Source organism: Paraburkholderia sp. Clong3 (genome assembly GCF_050436485.1).
In the GTDB taxonomy this organism is placed as follows: Bacteria; Pseudomonadota; Gammaproteobacteria; order Burkholderiales; family Burkholderiaceae; genus Paraburkholderia; species Paraburkholderia tuberum.
Genome location: NZ_JBNDMH010000003.1, coordinates 2,305,270 through 2,324,441 on the forward strand (window position 1 = coordinate 2,305,270; position 19,172 = coordinate 2,324,441).

13 protein-coding genes are annotated in these 19,172 nt (G+C 65.4%); 4 read left to right on the top strand and 9 right to left on the bottom strand.

Going from position 1 to position 19,172, the window contains the following annotated elements; all coding sequences use genetic code 11:
• From tssE to tssA, 6 genes are all read right to left on the bottom strand, one after another.
• Complete coding sequence (gene tssE / locus OKW30_RS33915) at positions 1 to 513, bottom strand: type VI secretion system baseplate subunit TssE (RefSeq protein ID WP_018422993.1); 513 nt, start codon at positions 511 to 513, stop codon at positions 1 to 3.
• Entirely contained in the window at positions 506 to 1,342 is an 837-nt protein-coding gene (locus OKW30_RS33920) for a type VI secretion system accessory protein TagJ (RefSeq protein ID WP_184062840.1), read from the bottom strand. Before OKW30_RS33920 ends, tssE begins: the two co-directional genes overlap by 8 nt.
• Before the next feature lie 95 nt (positions 1,343 to 1,437).
• Positions 1,438 to 1,926, bottom strand: a complete 489-nt coding sequence (locus tag OKW30_RS33925; RefSeq protein ID WP_184031795.1) for an Hcp family type VI secretion system effector — start codon at positions 1,924 to 1,926, stop codon at positions 1,438 to 1,440.
• A 45-nt stretch (positions 1,927 to 1,971) separates the two neighbouring features.
• Positions 1,972 to 3,468 (bottom strand): type VI secretion system contractile sheath large subunit, encoded by a 1,497-nt coding sequence (tssC, locus tag OKW30_RS33930; protein ID WP_184062841.1) that lies wholly within the window; start codon positions 3,466 to 3,468, stop codon positions 1,972 to 1,974.
• 25 nt (positions 3,469 to 3,493) lie between these two features.
• Positions 3,494 to 4,000 carry a type VI secretion system contractile sheath small subunit gene (gene tssB, locus OKW30_RS33935; RefSeq protein WP_018422997.1) on the bottom strand — a complete coding sequence of 169 codons (507 nt, stop codon included), beginning with the start codon at positions 3,998 to 4,000 and terminating at the stop codon, positions 3,494 to 3,496.
• 87 nt (positions 4,001 to 4,087) lie between these two features.
• Complete coding sequence (gene tssA, locus OKW30_RS33940) at positions 4,088 to 5,119, bottom strand: type VI secretion system protein TssA (protein ID WP_429348783.1); 1,032 nt, start codon at positions 5,117 to 5,119, stop codon at positions 4,088 to 4,090.
• A gap of 783 nt (positions 5,120 to 5,902) precedes the next feature.
• Between tssA and OKW30_RS33945 the strand changes: the two genes are divergently transcribed.
• From OKW30_RS33945 to OKW30_RS33955, 3 genes are read left to right on the top strand one after another with little or no spacing between them, the layout of a single operon-like run.
• Positions 5,903 to 6,679: a hypothetical protein gene (locus OKW30_RS33945; protein WP_184062845.1), complete on the top strand. Its 777-nt coding sequence runs from the start codon at positions 5,903 to 5,905 to the stop codon at positions 6,677 to 6,679.
• A gap of 34 nt (positions 6,680 to 6,713) precedes the next feature.
• Positions 6,714 to 7,508, top strand: coding sequence for a PP2C family protein-serine/threonine phosphatase (locus tag OKW30_RS33950; RefSeq protein ID WP_184062847.1), 795 nt, complete (start codon positions 6,714 to 6,716; stop codon positions 7,506 to 7,508).
• Between the two features lie 34 nt (positions 7,509 to 7,542).
• Positions 7,543 to 8,343 (top strand): glycosyltransferase family 2 protein, encoded by an 801-nt coding sequence (locus OKW30_RS33955; protein ID WP_429348784.1) that lies wholly within the window; start codon positions 7,543 to 7,545, stop codon positions 8,341 to 8,343.
• On the opposite strand, the gene OKW30_RS33960 is transcribed toward OKW30_RS33955, so the two are convergent.
• From OKW30_RS33960 to OKW30_RS33970, 3 genes are all read right to left on the bottom strand, one after another.
• A complete protein-coding gene (locus OKW30_RS33960; protein ID WP_429348785.1) occupies positions 8,340 to 12,899 on the bottom strand; it encodes a beta strand repeat-containing protein in 4,560 nt (1,519 codons plus the stop codon). The genes OKW30_RS33955 and OKW30_RS33960 overlap by 4 nt on opposite strands.
• A gap of 66 nt (positions 12,900 to 12,965) precedes the next feature.
• On the bottom strand, positions 12,966 to 14,639 hold the full coding sequence (locus OKW30_RS33965; RefSeq protein WP_429348786.1) for a ShlB/FhaC/HecB family hemolysin secretion/activation protein: 1,674 nt from the start codon (positions 14,637 to 14,639) through the stop codon (positions 12,966 to 12,968).
• A gap of 20 nt (positions 14,640 to 14,659) precedes the next feature.
• The gene (locus OKW30_RS33970; protein ID WP_429348787.1) at positions 14,660 to 16,924 is read right to left on the bottom strand and encodes a CHAT domain-containing protein; all 2,265 of its coding nucleotides are present in this window, start codon (positions 16,922 to 16,924) and stop codon (positions 14,660 to 14,662) included.
• 277 nt (positions 16,925 to 17,201) lie between these two features.
• Between OKW30_RS33970 and OKW30_RS33975 the strand changes: the two genes are divergently transcribed.
• On the top strand, positions 17,202 to 19,163 hold the full coding sequence (locus OKW30_RS33975) for a protein kinase domain-containing protein (RefSeq protein WP_429348788.1): 1,962 nt from the start codon (positions 17,202 to 17,204) through the stop codon (positions 19,161 to 19,163).
• The last annotated feature ends 9 nt before the right edge of the window (positions 19,164 to 19,172 follow it).

Genomic DNA, 19,172 nt, shown 5'->3' on the forward strand with positions numbered 1-19,172 from the left:
TCAGCGCGGCCCGCCCTGGTCGATCACGCGGATTTCGCCGACTTCCAGGTCGAGTTCGGTCCTGAAGTAGAGCCGCTCCGGATACGGCTGCGCCCACAGATCGCCCTCCACCAGAAACGACACGGTGTTGTGGCGCCCGGTCGTCTCTTCGAGTTGCATCGAACTGACCCGCACGGTGTCGCGCAGAATGCGCGGCTCGAACGCCCAGATCGCATCGCGCACGAGCCGCTCGAGCCGCGACGGATCAATGCCTGAGGCGGTCTTGCCGGCAATGTCCGGCAGGCCGAAATTGATCACGGATGTCGCGACATACGGATAGCCGCTCAGATCCTGCACCGACGCGAGGCCATTCGCGTTCAGCAGCCAACCGAGGTCGCGCTGCACGCTCTCGCGCAGCGCGCGCATCGACAGAACGCGCCGCTCGCGCGCTTCCTGCTTCGCCTCCGGTTCGAGATCGGTCAGCCGGTCGAGCAGCGACGGTTGCAGGCGATCACGCGCGGTCAGTTCAGCCATGATCCGGAGCGGCCGCGCCGTCCTGTTCGGCAGGCGCGTCGCCGCTCGTCAGTTCGATGGTGCGCACGTCGAAGAGCGCGTAGTCGTTCGCATCGGAGGCGAACATACGCTGTCCCACCGGCCGCGCGAGCACGGGATCGTCACCGATCCATTCGGTCAGGCGCGCGAGCCACAACGCTCGATTCGGCTCGGCGAGCGTGCCCGGATAGCGGGCGGGAATCAGACCGGCGCCCTGGCCGTCGTTGGCCCACGTGAAAACGGCCGGCATCCAGACGCGGTCGCGCAGGTCGGACGGCGGCTCGATTTCGATCCGCTTGATGCGCGAAAAAGGAATCCAGTAATAGCGGCCGTTCAGCACGGCTTCGAGTGTCGGGCCGAGCCGGTTGTCGGCGTCGGCGAGCCACCTGAACGGTTCGCCATTCAATGCGCCGGCGCTGGCGGGCGCCTCGTCGAGCGCCCGCGCGCGCGCGGCGGCCGCCGCGCCGCTATCGCCCGCGGTGTCGAGCCGCAATGCCTCGAGGAGCAACGCAAGCCAGCCGGTCGGCTCGCCGAAGATCAGCGGCGCGCGCTCGCCTTTGAAAACCGCTTCGCGCAGCGCCTCGCATTGCAACGCTTCACGATAGGTTTGCACCATCGGCAACGCGGCCGCGTCGAGTTCGCCGACGACGTTCAGTTGCGTCAATGCGCGATCCCAGGCGCCCGTCACCGCGAGCAACTGGAAGAGAAAGACGCGATAGGCGGCTTTCGACGGATCCTTGCGAACCTGTTTTTGCAATTCGCGCAGACATCCGTCGAGATCGCCTTCGCGCAAGCATTCTTCTGCGTTCATGCCGGTTCGCTCCGGTCTGGCTCGAGTCGTCCCACCCGCCGCCGCACTGCGACGGCAGGACCGCCGCAGTACAGTCGCCCTTTGCGCTCAGCCGATCAGGTAGTGGCGTTGGCGGGGATGTTCCATTTCACTTCGACCACCCCGCCTTCCTTCTCGCCCTTCGCGTTTTGCGGCTGGTACTCGACATGGAATTTTTCGAAGTTGAGCGTGACGTTCTCGGTGAAGCGTTCTTCGCCGCCCGAGCCGCCGGTCGAATACGAGCTGATCAGTACGCCGTTCAACGTGATCTTGTAGTACTCGAGCGGATTGTCGCCACCTGCCTTGCGCACCGTCAGCAACGCCGTGTCGATGTGCGTGCCTTTGGTGCAGGCTGCCATGATCGGCGGACTCGCCTTGTCGCTGTATTTGGTAAATGACAGGTCCTGCACCGACACCTTGCCGGCGCCGCCGCCCGTGCCCATGTGCATCGTGCCGCTCTGGCTCATGCCCCAGCTCCACGCGAGCACTTCGATTTCTTCCTTGTGGGTCTTGTCCTGAGACTCGCCCTTGATATCGCCCAGCTTCATGAACATGTCGATGGCCATCTTCTTCTCCGCTCAAAGCAATTCGTCACTGAATGGGGATTTCCGTCATGCCGCCTTGGCGGACGGAAGCTTCGAAACCAACCGTAGCGATACGGTCAGGCCTTCCAACTGGTAGTGCGGACGCAGGAAAAACTTCGACGTGTAATAACCGGGATTGCCTTCGACTTCCTCGACGACCACCTCGGCGGCCGCGAGCGGGCGTCGTGCCTTGGACTCTTCCGTCGAGTGCGCCGGATCGCCGTCGACGTACTGAAGGATCCAGTTCTGCAGCCAGCGCTGCATGTCGTCCCTCTCCTTGAAACTGCCGATCTTGTCGCGCACGATGCACTTCAGGTAGTGAGCGAAGCGGCTGCAGGCGAACAGGTAGGGCAGACGCGCGGCCAGGTTCGCGTTCGCGGTGGCATCGGGGTCTTCGAACTCGGCGGGCTTGTGCAGCGACTGCGCGCCGATGAAGGCGGCGAAATCGGAGTTCTTCTTGTGCACGAGCGGCATGAAGCCGTTCTTCGCGAGTTCGGCTTCGCGGCGATCGCTAATGGCGATTTCGGTCGGGCACTTCATGTCGATGCCGCCGTCGTCGGTGGGGAACGCGTGCACCGGCAGGTTCTCGACGGCGCCCCCCGACTCGATGCCGCGAATCCGCGAACACCAGCCGTACATCTTGAACGAGCGGTTGATATTGGTCGCCATCGCATAGGCGGCATTGGCCCATGCGTATTTACCGCTGTCCGCGCCGGCCGTGTCTTCCTCGAAATCGAATTCCTCGACCGGATTGGTCTTGGCGCCATACGGCGCGCGCGCGAGAAAACGCGGCATCGCGAGACCGACGTAGCGCGCATCCTCGGATTCGCGCAGCGAGCGCCACGCGGCATGCTCAGGAGTCTGGAAGATTTTCGTCAGGTCGCGCGGATTGGCCAGCTCCTGCCATGAATCCATCAGCATCACCGCGGGATCGGCGCCGGCGATGAACGGCGCATGCGCGGCGGCCGAGATCTTTGATATCTGCGTCAGCAGATCGACGTCGGGCCCGCCGTTGTCGAAGTAATAATCAGCCACCAGCGCGCCATACGGCTCGCCGCCGAACTGGCCGTATTCCTCTTCGTAGAGCTTCTTGAAGATCGGGCTTTGATCCCACGCGGTGCCCTTGTACTTCTTGAGCGTCTTGTACAGATCGCCCTTCGATACGTTCATCACGCGGATCTTCAACGTCTCGTCCGTCTCGGTGTTGTTGACCAGATAGTGCAAGCCGCGCCACGCGCTCTCGACTTTCTGAAACTCTTCCGAGTGGATGATCTGATTGATCTGGGCGGTCAGCTTCTCGTCGATCTGCGCGATCAGCGATTCGATCGTCGCGAGCACATCGCCCGAAATCACGTTCGTATCGCGCAGCGCCTGTTCGGCGAGCGTGCGCACCGCCGTCTCGACGGCTTCCTTCGCCTTCTCGCTCTTCGGCTTGAATTCCTTTTGCAGCAGATTCGCGAAATCGCTCGTTTCAAGCGACGCCTCGCCGGGTTGCGCTTGCCCTTGGGTGCTAGGTTCAGCCATGGTCAGACTCCCCTGTAGATCACGCTCATTGCTGCGGCTTCGGTGCGGACGCCAACGACTGCAGCAACGCAGGATCGTTGAGCAGTTTCGCGATCAGCTCCTCGGCGCCGGTCTTGCCGTCCATATAGGTCAGCAGGTTTTGCAACTGGCCGCGCGCCTCCAGCAGCTTCGACAACGCGTCCACCTTGCGCGCGACCGCCGCGGGCGAAAAGTCGTCCATGCTCTCGAAGGTCATGTCGACCGCGAGGTTGCCCTGACCGGTCAGCACGTTCGGCACCTGCACGGCGACGCGCGGTTTCATCGACTTCAGACGCTCGTCGAAGTTGTCGACGTCGATCTCGAGAAACTTTCGATCCGCCACCGGCGCGAGCGGGTCCGCCGGCTGACCGGAGAGATCGGCCAGCACGCCCATGACGAAGGGCAGATTGACCTTTTTCTCCGACCCGTAGACTTCGACGTCATATTCGATCTGAACTCGCGGCGCTCGATTGCGCGCGATGAATTTCTGGCTGCTTTCCTTGGCCACGACCATTCCCCTGGTTGACGCCGCACGGCCGCGAGCAGCGTGGCGCATGACTGGCGTTGCTAGAAGCGAAAAAGCCCATCCCCGCCTGACTGCTTACTCGTTTTCGATACCGCCGGCCTGCCTGGCCTGGCGCACGCCTTCGGGCGCGAGGTCCTGCAGAATTTCCATGAAGTTCCTGTCGACCAGCCGGCGAGCGCGCCGCAGCAGCAGCGGCAACGGGCTGGAGGGTTCGTGACGCTCGTAGTACGCGCAGATCTTGTCGATCATGCGGATCACGTCCTGACGGTCCGTGATGTCGCCGGACAGCGGCACGGGTGCCGGCGCCGCGCCGGCGCTTTCGCCCGGGGTCACGTCGCCGTTCGGCGGTGCTTGCGGCGCTCCGCCCGGGACGTCGAGACGCTCGCCGAGAAAGTCGGCTGCACGCCGCAGCAGCCTCGATAGCGGCGACAGATCGATGGAGCGCGCCGCGCCGACACGCTCGGTCAATACCGTCTCGATGCGCATCGCGCTATGCGTGGCCGCGAGCAAGGCTGTGTGCGCTTCGGCGGCGTCCTGGTGGGCGTCGGCGATCACCGCGTCGATCGAGCTCAGCGACGCCGCCTCGACGCCCTTGGGCAGCGGTACTTCGCCGGTCGCATATTCGATGTCGCGCAAGCTGACGCCACCGTGCGCGCGCGACGACGCGAGCGGTGCGTCGCGCACGTCCACCAGCATGCCGGACGGTTCGACGAGGGCGGCGAGCGCGTTGACGCGGGCGGTCGGATCGTTGTCGTCGTCGGGATCGAGCTGTGGATAGACATGGTCCCAGCGCTGTTCGAGCAGGCCTTCGACGAGCGCGAGGCCCTCGGCGAAGCCGGCGAAACGACGGCGATTGAGTAGCGCGCGCGCCAGGTGTACCGCGACGCGCAAGTCGCGGCCTTTTGCGAGCAGATCGAGCGATAGCGCTTCGGCCACTTTCCAGTCAGGCGGCGTGGCGGCGACCATGGTCTCGCCGAACTGCACGTCCGGCTTGCCGTGGACGACCTGCTCGAGCGCAAGGAAGTCAGGGTCGTACTCGAGGTCGTCCCCGCATGGACTGGCAGCTGATATGTCGGCAAGCATTTCGCCCGCGAGAAGCGTGGCCATGTCTGGTATCGGTCTCGGATGAGTAGTCTCGACGCACCGTAAGTGACCGGTACGGGTTGCCCTTGCCCGCCGGGAATCAGCGTTCCCGGAAATACGTGTTAACTCTGATTAGATTGCCTTCGCCAGCTATTGCGATGTTTTTAGCGAGCGTTGTCCTTTCTCGGCGGCAATCCGATATGAGAATAGCACGCAGCCCGGAAAATCAAAGCCGGATAGCAATAGAAACGGATTTTGTTTAATTAAGCGAAACAGTATATGTAATACCATTCAACTCCATAAACACTTAAGAAGTTTTAACCTTTTCGTTCCGGCACCATTACAATCACAAGCTCGGACAGTCGTCTTACGACCTCACCAGCGCGCCCTTTCAGGACGGTCGATTGGCGGGATCGCCCGACATCTGGGTAAACGAATCAGGTGCCCGGATTTTTTAAAAAATTTGACCTTTCCGGGTTGCCGGTAAGCGCTTACGTTGCGTTTAGGGTTAGTCCTGATAGCGATAGAACCCGTCGCCGCAGCGGTGAATAACATATTAAGTTTTACCTTGTAATATATAAAACGTGCCAATAGACTAAGTCTGTTTTCCAATCACGCGCCGGTTGCACGGCGGAATTGCCGGTATTGCAAGCGTTTGGCATACGCAATCTGCCCGATATGGCGGCAAAGCGAGTGCCGGATTCATTGGGGACAGAAAACCGGCGCACCACACACGCGGCGAAATGGGTAGTGTCAGCAGCCGGGCTCCGCCCTTAAGAAGCGGGGCTCACCACCTCGGGGTGAAAAGTGGCAGATATCCAAAGCGCTGCAATTGCCGACCACGCTGGAGAAAGCGCACTGCCCGACCTGTGGCAACGCCGCACCTGCCTGAGCCACGACGAAATGGCGTCGATCTATACGATCGTGCGCCGCGCGCTGACCGGCTACCATCCGTCGGAATTGCAGGCGCTGGGCGAGGACAAGGAAGAACTGATCTCGCAGTTCCTCTATCTCAAGGTGTTCCGCCTCGATACCGCGCCGACGGCATTGCCCACCTTCCCGCTGCACAGCGCGCCTTCGACCAGCCATGCCGTGTGCGCCTATTTCCGCCGCTATCTGATCGACTGTCTGCGCAGCGCGAGCCATCAGCGCAACGTGTCGCTCGACGAAGGCGACGTGATGCTCGAAATCGACCGGCAAACGGCTTTTCATCCCGATCCGATCGGCTCGGTCCTGTTGCAATACGGTCTGCACGAAGCCGAGGTACGCGAATCCGCGTCGCATTTCATCGCTTCGCTCGACGACGCCGACCGCATGCTGCTCGCCGGCAGTCTCGGCTGGCTGTCGAACGAGAAAGGCGGTCTGTCGCAGGTGGCCGCGCGTTACGGCATCGCGTCGTATCACTACCGGGCGCGCAAGCTTGGCGTCACGCTGAAAAAAGGCTCGATACCCGCCGACTTCGCCCGCACGCAAATCGGCCAATGGATCGAGCACAGCCTCGGCATCGACATCTCGCCGGGCAATCGCATCGTCATCCTGCTGGTTCTGGGCATTCTGTCCGCGCAGTCGCACGCGCAGGAATGAGCTCGACAGACCACGAGCATATGAGAGGTCAACGGTGCAACTTGCCACCGCAAGCCTGACCGACCGGGGCGACCGCCCGCGCAACGAAGATTCGTTCGGCGATTGGTCGAGCGAACGGCTCTACTATTGCGTCGTCGCCGACGGCGCCGGCGGACACGGCGGCGGCGACACCGCCTCGCGCCTCGTCGTCGCTTCGGTGCTGGCGGATTTGCGCTACCTGACCGTTGCCGAATTGCCGCCGACGGGCGACCGGCTGATCAGCGCGCTCACGCATGCCAATGAGAACATCGTCGAAGAACAGTTGCGCGGCAAAGGCAATGAACAAGACATGCGCTCGACGGCCGTGGTGCTCGCCATCGACCGCGAATGCGCGACGGCCGCGTGGGCCCATTGCGGCGACACCCGCCTCTACTGTTTCCGCCACGGCGAGATCTGCGCGCGCACGCGCGACCACAGCATGGTTCAGCAGATGGTCGACGCGCGGCTGCTCGCCGAGGAGGAGATGCGTCATCATCCGCGCCGCAACGTGCTGTATGCGGCGCTGGGCACGCGCGACGCACTCAACATTGCGGGCGTCGACGGTACTTTCGCGCTGCATGACGGCGACGCTTTCCTGATCTGCACGGACGGCCTGTGGGAGTACGCCGACGACGCCGGCATCGCCGACGCGCTGGCCCATGCGGCGACACCCGGCGCCTGGCTCGACGCGCTCGCGCAACAGGTGCGCGCGAGCGCCAGCACGAATCACGACAACTTCACGGCGTTCGCGGTGTGGGTCGGCGACGACGCAGAGGCGACGCAATTGATGCCCGGCCCGGCACAGGCGTAACGCAGCGGATCAGCATCGGAACGGGGCTCGCATCATGCCGATCTCGATCATCATTCCCTGTCTGCAGATGGCGGCAACGCTTGGCCGCGCACTGGAAAGCTGCCTGATCCAGCCCGAGGCGGCACAAATCATCGTCGTCGACGATGGCTCGACCGATGCTTCGATCGAAGTCGCGCAACATTACGGCCGCCTCGACGCGCGCGTGCAGGTGCTGCGCATGCACGTGAACGGCGGTGTCGCCGCCGCGCGCAACTGGGCCGCGATGCACGCGAGCGAGGATCTGCTCGGATTCATCGACGCCGACGACGAATATCTGCCCGGCGCGCTGGCCGCGGCGAGTGGCTATCTGCAGAGTTGTCCGGGCGAGGCATCGGTGCGGCTCGACGTCGACTATGCGGGCTTTCCGCGCGCGATCGTCGAGCATCCCGATTTCGATAAATATGCCGCAATCCTCAGCAACACCGTGCCGAGCAGTCTCGTGATCCGGCGGGCGGTGTATCGCGCGCTGGGCGGGTTTCCGCTCGACGCGTTCTTTCGTCGCGTCGGCGGAGAAGACGGCGCGTTTTCGTGGGCATTGAGCAGGCTGTTCGGCAACCGGCGGCTGATCGACGCGAAGCGGGTGCGCCAGCATTACCACCCGGCCATCCACGCTGAACGATTCTTCCGGATTCACCTCGGGATGGAGCAGCCCGTCCATCAGGAGGTCGTCGAAGCATGGCGGCTCTCGCAACGGTTCGTCGCGAGCGCCGAGGCCGCCATCGCGCAACTGCGCGCGCTGCATTCGCCCGCAGGCGCCGCGCCACCCGTCCCGCCCGCTTCGCCCGGCTCCCGCTAGAAGTCACCGCAGCCGTGCTGGGTGTTGGTCAGCAGGCAGCTGTTCAGGTTCGGCTGCGAACGCACCCGCTTCCATTCGACCGCGAGGATGTCCTGTTTCTCGCCAGGCGGCGTCGTGCTGAAGAGCGGCTGGTTCGAGCCGATGCAGATGTTGGTGCCCTGCAGATTGTTTTCGTAGACGAACGTCTGCTCCTGGCTGCTGAAAAACGTCTGCAGACCGCTTTGCGCGACCGGATTGGGGATCGGGCCCTGCGGGTTCGGGATCGTGCTCTGAAACGGAATCACCGTCAGCGTGCCCGGCACTTCGTTGACGATATAGCCCACGCTGGACGTGAAGTTGGGGTCGATCGGATAGCCGCCCGCCGGTGAAGTCAGAGTGGCCGTGGTCGTCTGCGAGCCGCTCAACGTGCCCGCGGCGGTATCGCCGTTGATCAGACCGCTCGTCGTGTAGGTGAACGCCGGGTTCGGTGCGCCGACGTAGCGCGTCGCGCCGTCCGCGCTGACCGTGACCGTCGGCCGTGCGACATAGACGAAATGATTGCCGGTGGTGGGCACCGTGCCGCCCCAACTACAGCCCGAGCCAAACAGGCAGCCGTAGAAATTGGGCTGCGCGGTGTTCGGCTGCACGCTGCCGCGTGTCTCGCCGTTCCAGGTGCTGGCCCAGACTCGCCATGCGTTGCCGGCGCCAAGTGTGCCGGAGTTCGCATCGACGAACACGCCGTTCTCCATCACCAGATCGATCGAGCCGACCGCGCTCAGATTCGTATTCGGAGCCGTCGCGGACGGCGTGCCCGCGCCCAGCCCGATATTGCCGGTCGCAGCGGTCGCGACGAGGCTGCCGGTCAGCGTGGAGTTCGTCACGCTCATCGGGCTCAACTGGCTCGCGGCGGAGTCGAACGTCTGGCTCGTCAGCGGGCCGATCACGAAGCCATGCGAGTTCGAGAAGTCGACGCTCCCCGCGTTGGCCAGCGCCAGCACGCCGACGTCGTTTTGCGGATCGGTCAGCGTGAAGGTACCGGGGCCGGCGAGAATCAGCCCGGCGGCCTGGATGCCGCCAGGGTCCGTGACGGGACCGGCCGACAGGAGCATCAAGGTCTGGCCCGGAGTCGAGATGCCGTAGGTCAGCGCGATTCCTTGACTGCCCGCGCCCGGGTTGGACAGCGTGAGATTGTTCGCGAAGCCCGGACGCGTCGGCACGCAAGGCGAGCCGGCCGATACGCACTGCCCGTCGACGGTGATGCGCCCCGTTTGCGTGCTGGACCCGAGCACGATGCTGGGAATCGACGCGAAGGTCGAGAAAGTCGGGGCGTCGATGCTGAGACCGCCGCCCGTGCCGAGCAGCGTGATCGGCGTCGCGTTCTGAGCGGTGATCGCGAAGCTCGACGGGTCCACCGACGCCGGCATGATCGACAGCACGCCGCCCGGCGACGACAGCGTCGCCTGCGTGATGGCGAGGCTGCTCGCCGTGCCGTCGTTGAATGCGCGCAACACGATCGAAGCGGGATTCGTCGTCGAGATCGTCACGTTGTCGGCGGTGGCATTGGCGACCGCGCTCGTCACGCCGCCGCCGGTGACGACGGAGGTCGGATTGATCAGCCCAAACTCGCTCTGCTCGGTCTCGGGCACCGCAAGGCCGATCGCGACGCCCGGATCGGACGTCGTGGTCGAACCGGCAATGCCGATCGTGGTGGTACGCGTCCCGGTCGCGCTGATCGCGCCATTGGCGATCAGCACGCCGTAGTCGTTCTGCAGGTTCGGACTGCTGCCGGCCGGGCCGCTCACCGCGCCGCGGATATCGATCGCCCCGCCGTTGGTCGACGTGATCGTCGTGCCGTCGGTGATCAGCACACCCTGCACGAACGGACCGGTGCCGCTGCCGAACAGGCTCACCGTGCCCGTGCCGGTCGTCACCGATACGGGGGCTGTCTGGATGCAGTCCACGCATAGCGTGTTCTCGAACATCAGCCCGATCACCGAGTCGCCGTTGACCGCGGCTCCCACGCTTTGTCCGGTGAACTCGAGGTTGCCGCTCGTCGACTGGACCGACGACCCATGCATGTCGAGGCCGATGCTGACGTTCATGTTCGACGACACGCTGCCGGCGGCGGAAATGTCGCCGCTGCCGGTGCTCAACGTGGTGCCATAGAAATAGACGCCGTTCGCGAAGGTGCCGCCGGCGGCTGTACCGGTGACATTGCCCGTCACGCCGATCGCGCCGGTCGTGTTGGAGATCGTGGTGTTCTGAATCTCGACGCCGAAGGCCCCTTGCGCGCTTTGCGTCACGCTACCGTTGACCGTGATCGCGCCGCCCGAACTGCTGAGCCCGGGCTGCAGCGCGGGACCCTCGCCCACCGTGGCGCCGCCGCTCAGGAACACGCCCATCGCGCTGCTGCCAGAAGAACTGCCGTTCACGCTCAGTGCCCCGCTCGTCGTGCTGGCTGAAGTGCCGGATAGAAGCACGCCGATGCCCTGATCCTCGATATTCGAACTGCCGGCGCCGCTGATGGTGAGCGCGCCGCTGCCGGTTTGAATCGTATCGTCACCTTGCGCGATCACGCCGTCGTTGCCTCCGCCGCCGGCGGTCGCCGTGCCGGTGATGCGAAGCGCGCCGCTCGTCGTCGAGAGCGAGCTGGTGCCGTTGATCGCCACACCGTTGGCGTTCGGACCCAGCGCCACGCCCGTCAGCGAGAACACGCCGCCCTCCGTGGAAATGGTCGACGAGTCGATGAAAATGCCCGACGACGACGTGATCAGATAGCCAATCGCCACGCCATTGATCGGGAACGTGCCGGTGACCGTCAGATCGCCGCCCGCGGTGTCGATGTTCGAGTTCTGGATCAGGACCGGGCTCGCGCCACCGCTTCCCAACGTCACGCTGCCGCCGTTGGTCTTCACCGTGACGCCCTGGAACGAGACCAGACTGAGCGCACTCGTGCCGCCCACGTTCGCATCGAATACGAGGCTGAGCGGCCCCGCGCTCGACGTAATGGTGTTGTTGACCAGCACCGATCCCGTCGCGCTCAGCTTCAGCGTGGCGGGAAGCGTGCCGGTCGTGAGGTTGAGCGGCGCGTCGACGGCGATGTCGCCCGCGCCGAAGTTGGGATCGGTCCCTGTCAGTACTGTCACCGACGTACCGAGGCTCAGCGGACCGGTAAGCGCCGTGTTCAGGATGAACGTGCTGCCCGTGATCGGCCCGAACGTCATCGTGTTCGAATCGGCTGCGGTCTGCGTCGGGACCGGCGCCGCGGTGACATCCGGCACCTGCGTCACGATGTCGACCTCGAACGGATCGAGCAGCCACCTGCCGCCCTGACCCTTCGCCGCCGATGCGTCGACGCTCATGCCGGTCGTGTCGAGCGTGTGGCCGGACGTTTCGATCAAGCCGCCGTCGCCGCCCTGCGGCCCACCCTTCGCGGTCAACGTGCCGTAAATGCGGCTGGCCGTTTCGCTGTAAGCCACGACGTTGCCGCCATTGCCGTCGACGAGCGCATCCGCATGGAGGCTGGCGCTCGGCGACATCCAGATCGCATTGGCATTGCGAACGGAGGGGTCCGCGCCCGCCGGGCCGCCGCCGAAGTGGACGGTTCCGCCGCCCGCGGCGCCGCTCGCATCGACGTACGCTCCGGCCAGCAGCGCCACGTCGTAGCCGGTCACGTCGATCCTGCCGCCGGTTTGCCCCGCGCCGCCACTGGCGTCGAGCGTCCCGCTCACTTGTGTCACGCCGTTCGTGCCGCCGTCGAGCAGAATGCGGCCGTCGTGTTCGCTCAGGCTCTGCGCGCGCACGATGCCTTGCTGGTTGATGACGGTGCCCGCCAGCGCGTCGGCCGTCTGTGCGCTCATCACCACGGTGCCGCCGTCGGCGGCCAGCGTGCCGGTATTGCCGATCAGCGCGTGCGCCGCGCCCTGGTTGATCTTCAGGGTGGTCAAACCGTCGCCGGCAAAGTCGACGGTGATGTCGTTGCCCGCGCCCAGCGCGACGCTGCCCAGTTTTGCGCTGACCGTGCCGCTATTGCTGACCGTGCCGCCGAGCAACGCGATGGTGCCGCCCGCGGCCGCCGTCAGCGACCCCGCATTGCTGAGCGCCGCCGCGGACGCGCCGACGAAATGGAAGTTGCCGGCGAGGAAATCGGCATTGGAGATATTGAGTGTCGAGGCGATCATCGACCCCACGTTCACCGACGATCCCGGCGCAAAGATCACCCCCGCCGGATTGACGAGAAACACCTTGCCGTTGGCCTGCAGGCGTCCGGCGATCACGCTGGGGTCGTTGCCCGTCACGCGGTTGAGCAGCGCGGCGGAAGCCGACGGCTGCGAGATCCTGACCGCTTCGCCGCTACCGATCGAAAACGTGTTCCAGTTGACGATCGCATTGGACGAGCCCTGCGTGATGTGCATCTGTCCCGCGCCCGGCGAGTTGATGCTGACCGTGCCGGCCACCACCTGGGCGCCGGTCGGATTCGCGAGCGCGAGCGGCATATACGACGCCGCGAACAACGCGGCGACCGCGCCGGCGATCGTGCTCACATGCCCCGGTCGCACATTGCATGGCTTGTTCATCGCACACCTCGGTGCAGATTGCTGCTGCTTGTCGTTGCGTTTCGTTTCGTTGCGTTTCGCTGCCTGCTAGAACGTCTTGGTCAGTTGCACATAAAAGCGCGGCAGCCTGTCGTTGCCGGTCGTATCGGGCCCGGTCGTGCGCCATGCGACCGTGCCCTGTAGCGCAATGCCGCCCGGCGCGGCCCAGAACGCGCCGAGACCTGCGCCACTGCGCGTGATCACGTTCGACCCTTGGCCCGGACGCGGCGTGGCGTTGTACCAACCGGTACCGAAGTCGAAGAACGTGAACACGGTCGCCCGCGCATCGATCGCAAAGCGCCCTTCGAGGGTGGCGACGAACCCCTCGTCGACCAGTGCCTCGGACGGCGAATAAGCGCGCACCGCGTGCGGGCCGCCGAGCAGGAAGCGCGACGAACTGTCGAGCGTGGTTCCGGCCCACTGGCCGGACACGCCGGCGAATACGCTGAGCCGTTCGGTGATCGCGTTCAGGCGGTTGGCGAAGAAAGTGGCGCGCACTTCGGTGCCTTGCGTGTCGCGCCCGAGCGGCGAGGCATCGAGCGCCTCGGCTTGCGCGTTGCGGAAATGCAGACTGCCGATCAACAGCTCGACATCCGCGCTATTGAAGCCGCCGCCGAACAACGCGTCGCGGCTTTCATAGCTCAGGCCGATACTGCCCTCCACCAGCGATCTGGGATTGTGTTGATCGACGATGCCGACGTTGTCGATCAGGTCGCGATACTCGAGATTGACGCGCCCCAACAGGCTCTGATTGCGTGTGCGCACGAGCGGATGCGTGAGCGTGAAGTCCACCACGGTCGCCTCGCCCTGCGCGTCGAGCGACGCGAATTCCTGGCCGAGCGCATAGTTGAGCCGCGACACCGCGACCCCGACGCGCGTGCCTTGCGCATTGATCGGCGCTTCGTAGCCGACGCGCCCGTAAAGGGTGTCGCCGCGTTCGCTGCCGAGCAGCCGCAGGTCCAGGTTGTCGCCGATCATGAACGGCGAGTTCAGGCGCGCGAGCGCACCGAGCCGCCAGGTACCGCTGGACTCCGCGCCGAAGTTGTCGACGTCGAGCGCAAAGGTCCAGCGTTTGGCCGGCGCGACGTTGACGGTCAGATCGACCGTGCCCGGCTCCTCGCCCGCTTCGATTGCCGAGGAGACCTGAATACCCGGCAGATCGGACAGCAGCAGCATGGTCCGTTCGAGTTCGTGCTGCTGCAGCGGCTTGCCCAACGGAATCTGCGCGACCCGCGCGCGCAACAGATCTTCTCGGATCGGCGTGCCGGCCGCGATGTCGAGCCGCACATGGCCGACGCGCCCTTCGAGCACGCTCATTTCGACGTTGCCGGACGTGACGTCCTGCGGCGGGATCACCACCTGGGCGAGCAGATAGCCGTGATCGCGATAAATCTGCGTGATGCGCGCGGCAATCTCTTCGAGCCCGGCGAAGCTGGTTTGCTTGCCGAGCTTGTCCTGAACGGGCGCAAGCAGCGCGTCGCTGGCGATCGTGTCGTTGCCCTTCAACGTGATGCTCTTCAGCAGGAAGGTCGGGCCGGGCGCCGTCACGGGCGCCGCCGGCGGCGGCACGGCGGGTAACGCCTGAGTGCCGCCCGGCGGCGCCGGCCGGGTCTCGCGCGGGGCCGTCTGGTTCAGGATGCTGCCCGCGTTCGGCAGCGTCTGGCCCCACGCGAGCGCACTACTGCAGGACACCGCCGCGGCGATCAGTCGGAGTCTGTTCATCGGTCTAGGGTTTGTTTGGTTCATCCCTGCTGCTGACGCGCGATGGTCAAACGCCAGCCACCCATCAGATCGAATGGCGCCCAGAAGAACGGATGCGCGAAGCGCGGCGTGTGCAAAACCGCCAGCTGCGCGGTGCGCATAGCGTCGATCGCGTCATGGCCTTGCGCGAGTTGCGCGTAGAAGGTGCGCATCGTCAGCGCGCTCGATTCGTCCGCGACCGGCCACATCGACACGATCAGGCTGGTGGCGCCGGCATAGAAGAACGCGCGCGTGAAGCCGAGAATTTCGTCGCCGCGCGCGATCCGGCCAAGCCCCGTCTCGCAGGCCGACAGCGTGACGAGCGAGACGTTGTTGAGCTTCAGGTTGTAGATGTCTTTGGCCAGCAGCGCGTCCGGGCCGTCGGCAGGCTGCGTCGCGGGCGCGAGCAGGATGCTCGAGTGCAACGGATCGATCGTGTCGGCCTGGGCGTGCGTCGCCACGTGCAACACGCGTCCGGCGGGCGCGTTGTCGCGAAAGCTCAGGCGCGTGGCATCGCTATGCAGAAACACCTCGTTGCGCGCGAACAGCGGCGCGATGCCCTGCACTTCCGCCTCGGCCCCTGGCAGCGCATAGGCAGGTGTGATGGTCGGATTGCCGAACGCGACCAGATCGCTCGCGATCTTCTGCTGGCGTTGCGCGAGTTGTACCGCGACGCTCGCCGATGGTTCGAGCGCGATCGCATGGCGTTCGATCAGAAAGCCGTCGGCATCGTGCAGCGCCTGAAACGGCAGATAGTGCAGCGCGCCGTGCGGCACGATGATGAGCCGCTCGTTGGCGCGCAAGCCGAGCGGCGCGATCAGCAACGCATCGAGCTTGTCGCCATAGGTCAGCGCGGCCGGTCGCCGGCGCACGATCGCATTGCGCAGGTCGGTCACGGCGGCATCCATGTCGGCGCGCGCGATCGGCAAGGTGTGGCCGGTCAGGCCATCGTTGCGCACCACCCAGACGATCAGCTCGTTGGGCAGGCTGTGAAATTCGACGATCGCCTCGTTGGGCCGGAGCGCGCCGCGCGTCGCGGCAAGACTCGGCACCTGCCCGTTCAATTGACGGTCGTCGACGCCGGCGTCGACGCGGTTGCGCACGACGTCGAGCAGCGCACGCGCCCGGCTGCGTTCGGACAGACTCCAGGCGCTCTCGTAGTCGCCGGCTTCGACCGTCAGCGCGATGGCCTCTTCGAATACCGTTTGCGTGTCGCCGAACAGCGCCGTCTTGAACTCGTCGCTGCGAAACCGCGCGCGGATTTTCTCGGAGTCGTCGACGGCCAGCAGGTAGGCTTCGCGCGCATGCGGCTTGTCGCCGAGCGCGAGGTCGGCGCGGCCGATTCCTTCGTGGGCCCACAGGCGGTCGTAGTTGGCGTCGCTGGAATTGCCGCTTTGGCTCAACAGCGCTTCGAACGCGTGTTTCGCATCCTCGGGCTTGCCTTCGGCCAGCAGCAGATTGCCTTCGATGCGCCGGTAGGCGGGCGCGAGTTCCGCGGTAGCCGGTGCGCCGACGGCATCGAAGGTTTGGCGCGCGCCAGGCGTATCGCCCTCGGCGAGCTGCGCGTTGATGATCGACATCAGCACCAGCGGTTTGTAACGCGGCGAGGCGGTCGTGAGCGCGTCTTCGTAGGCGGCCAGCGCCTGCTGCGGCTTGCCCCGGCGCAACGCGACATCGCCGAGCACCTTGTTGGCCGGAGCAAAGACCTGCTCGGGCGCCTTCGGCGTCGAAGCGAGCGCATCGCGGGCGTAGCGTTCGGCGTTGTCGAGGTCGCCGGCATAGCTGTAGGCGATCGCGAGATCGCGTTTGGACAGGGCCGCCAGGTCCGCATTGTTGGTCTGCCCGGCCACCACCAGGGCGCGCGCCGCGGCATCGACGCTGTCGCGGAAGTCGCCTCGCTCGGCGGCCGCGACGGACATGCTGCAATAGTCGTAGGCAGGGAGTTTGACGCGGTCTCGCGACAGCAGCAGACGTCCCTCGGACGTCAACGTGTTGATCGTTTCGGCGTCGCGTTCGCGTTCATCGGCCTGACGAAAGCCGAACGACTCGGGCGCGAGGGCCACGGCGCTCGCGGGCCGCGCCGCGGCGGCGGACGTGCCAGCGGCCAGCGTATTGCCCGCCGCGCCCAGCAGCATCGAGCCCATGACGAGCGCGCCCGTGATCCACGCGGCGTCGATCCGGTGCGCCCATGCGACGACCGCGCGCCGCGAGTCGCGTCGCACGACGCGGTGTCCCATCCCGCTCGATAAGCCTTGGCGCTCGTTCACTTTAACTTCCTGCAAGAAGGCAAAAGGAAGCGGCTGGGATGGAATGCGCGTACGACCCGCAAGCTGCACGCAGCGGTTGACTAACACCGTATAGACGAATCCGGCCGGCCGATTTTGAAACCGGCGGCCGCACGTGGACCACCGCTCAGGCACGCGCGCCCGCCTGATTTCAAAAAATGACCCGCTCGTTCGTCTTAAAGACGGACGCGCCTGCGCGTGAGGGTGGCGCTCGCGTGTGCCGGGCTCTGCCGTCGTACCCTCCAGGGAGCCACAGCCGATGAGCAGCCCCGACGACAAAACCGTGATGGTGCAACGGGCGTCCGGACCGGACGGCCAGCAGAACCCCACCGAAGCGGCGGACGCCGATCGCACAGTCGTCACCCGCCCCGCCGCGCAGGGTTCGAACGCGCAACATGCGCTGCCCGCCGGCACACGGCTCGGCGAGTTCGAGATCGTCGATCTGATTGGCGAAGGCGGCTTCGGTATCGTCTATCTCGCCTACGACACCCAGCTAGGACGTCACGTCGCGCTGAAGGAATACATTCCCGCTGCGCTGGCCTCGCGCGTCGGCGCGGCCGAAGTGTCGGTCCGCTCGGAGCGTCATGAAGACACCTTTCGCGCCGGCCTGAAAAGCTTCATCAACGAGGCGCGGCTGCTCGCCCGCTTCGATCATCATTCGCTCGTCAAGGTGTACCGGTTCTGGGAGGCCAACGGCACCGCGTACATGGTGATGCCGTACTACGAGGGCGCGACGCTGCGCGACGGCTTGCGCCGCATGAGTGCCCCACCCGATGAAGCATGGCTGCGCGCCCTGCTCGCGCCGCTGCTCGAAGCACTGGCGGTATTGCATGCGGCGCAGTGCTATCACCGCGACATCGCGCCGGACAACATCATGCTGCTCAAGGGCAGCGGCCGCCCCGTGCTGCTGGACTTCGGCGCGGCGCGGCGCGTGATCGGCGACATGACCCAGGCCTTGACGGTGATCCTGAAGCCCGGCTATGCGCCCGTCGAGCAATATGCCGAAGTGGCGGCCTTGAAACAGGGGCCGTGGACCGATGTGTACGCACTCGCCGCGGTCATCTATTTCGCGATTCAGGGCACGACACCGCCGCCGTCGGTCGGCAGACTGATGAGCGACACGTATGTGCCGCTCGCCACGACGGCGGCCGGCCGCTATAGCGAGCGGTTCCTGCGCGCGATCGACCATGCGCTCGCGGTCCGCCCCGAACAGCGCCCGCAAAGCGTTCAGGCGCTGGCGGACGAACTGGGCATTGCCATCGATACGCGTGATGACGCCGCTGCGGCGATCGAACCCACGACTCGCGCTTCCGTCGAGACAGCGGGTACCAATGCGCCGCGAACAACGACGGCCGCGACAGTCGAGGCGAAGCGCAATGAGCCAGGCACAGCGGCCGTTCCTGCGGCTGGCGGTAGTCAAAAGAGACGCACGGGCTTGATCGCAGCAGGTGCCGTTTGCGTCGTGGCGCTCGCGGCGGTCGGTACGTGGTTTGCCATGCGTTCGCCACCGGCCGCGAGCCCGGCTGTCACGGCAAGCACGGATGCGCGCGACACGGCTTCGCCGACGCCTGGCAATGCCGCTCAAAGCCCGGCAGCCGCTGCTGCTGTTGCCCCGGTTGCCCCTGTTGCTCCTGCCTCGCCCGCCACGGTTGCCGCGCCCGCCACACCACCCGCGCAGGCCGACAACCTCGCGCCCTTCACCCCCGCGAGCGAACTCGAGCGAATCGTGACGCTGGCCGATCCATCGATTCAGATCACCGCCACACCGCGCAGCACGTCCGCCACGATCGGCAAGGATCATCTGCAATTCAAACTCGACAGCAACCGCGCGGGCTACGTGTATGTGTTCATGGTCGATCCGGACGGTCAGTACCTGATGCTGTTTCCGAACGGACTCGATCGCAACAACCGGATCGCCGCCGGTCAGACACTGTCGTTGCCGCGCGCCAGCTGGCCGATGCTGGCGGGCAACCCGCCTGGTCCCAACCATTTTCTGACGCTGGTATCGACGACGCCGCGCGATTTTTCCGACGGTGGATTGAAGTCCGCGGCGCCGTTCCAGTCATTCCCCGCTGATGCCCAGCAGCAAGCGGCCGCGCGTCGCGGCCCGCGCTACTCGCCGTTCGCGGGCAAGCCGCGTTGCCCGGCAGGCACGGCGGATTGCACCGGCGCGTTCGGCGCCGCCACGTTCACCATCGATGCCGTCAAGCCGCCAGGCTAGCACGCGCGA

Bases quoted from the DNA above. Each gene is read 5' to 3' on its own strand.
- OKW30_RS33955 (WP_429348784.1), top strand. From the start codon at position 7,543: ATGCCGATCTCGATCATCATTCCCTGTCTGCAGATGGCGGCAACGCTT.
- OKW30_RS33965 (WP_429348786.1), bottom strand. From the start codon at position 14,639: ATGAACAGACTCCGACTGATCGCCGCGGCGGTGTCCTGCAGTAGTGCG.
- OKW30_RS33920 (WP_184062840.1), bottom strand. From the start codon at position 1,342: ATGAACGCAGAAGAATGCTTGCGCGAAGGCGATCTCGACGGATGTCTG.
- tssC (WP_184062841.1), bottom strand. From the start codon at position 3,468: ATGGCTGAACCTAGCACCCAAGGGCAAGCGCAACCCGGCGAGGCGTCG.
- OKW30_RS33960 (WP_429348785.1), bottom strand. From the start codon at position 12,899: ATGAACAAGCCATGCAATGTGCGACCGGGGCATGTGAGCACGATCGCC.
- tssA (WP_429348783.1), bottom strand. From the start codon at position 5,119: ATGGCCACGCTTCTCGCGGGCGAAATGCTTGCCGACATATCAGCTGCC.
- tssB (WP_018422997.1), bottom strand. From the start codon at position 4,000: ATGGTCGTGGCCAAGGAAAGCAGCCAGAAATTCATCGCGCGCAATCGA.
- tssE (WP_018422993.1), bottom strand. From the start codon at position 513: ATGGCTGAACTGACCGCGCGTGATCGCCTGCAACCGTCGCTGCTCGAC.
- OKW30_RS33975 (WP_429348788.1), top strand. From the start codon at position 17,202: ATGAGCAGCCCCGACGACAAAACCGTGATGGTGCAACGGGCGTCCGGA.
- OKW30_RS33925 (WP_184031795.1), bottom strand. From the start codon at position 1,926: ATGGCCATCGACATGTTCATGAAGCTGGGCGATATCAAGGGCGAGTCT.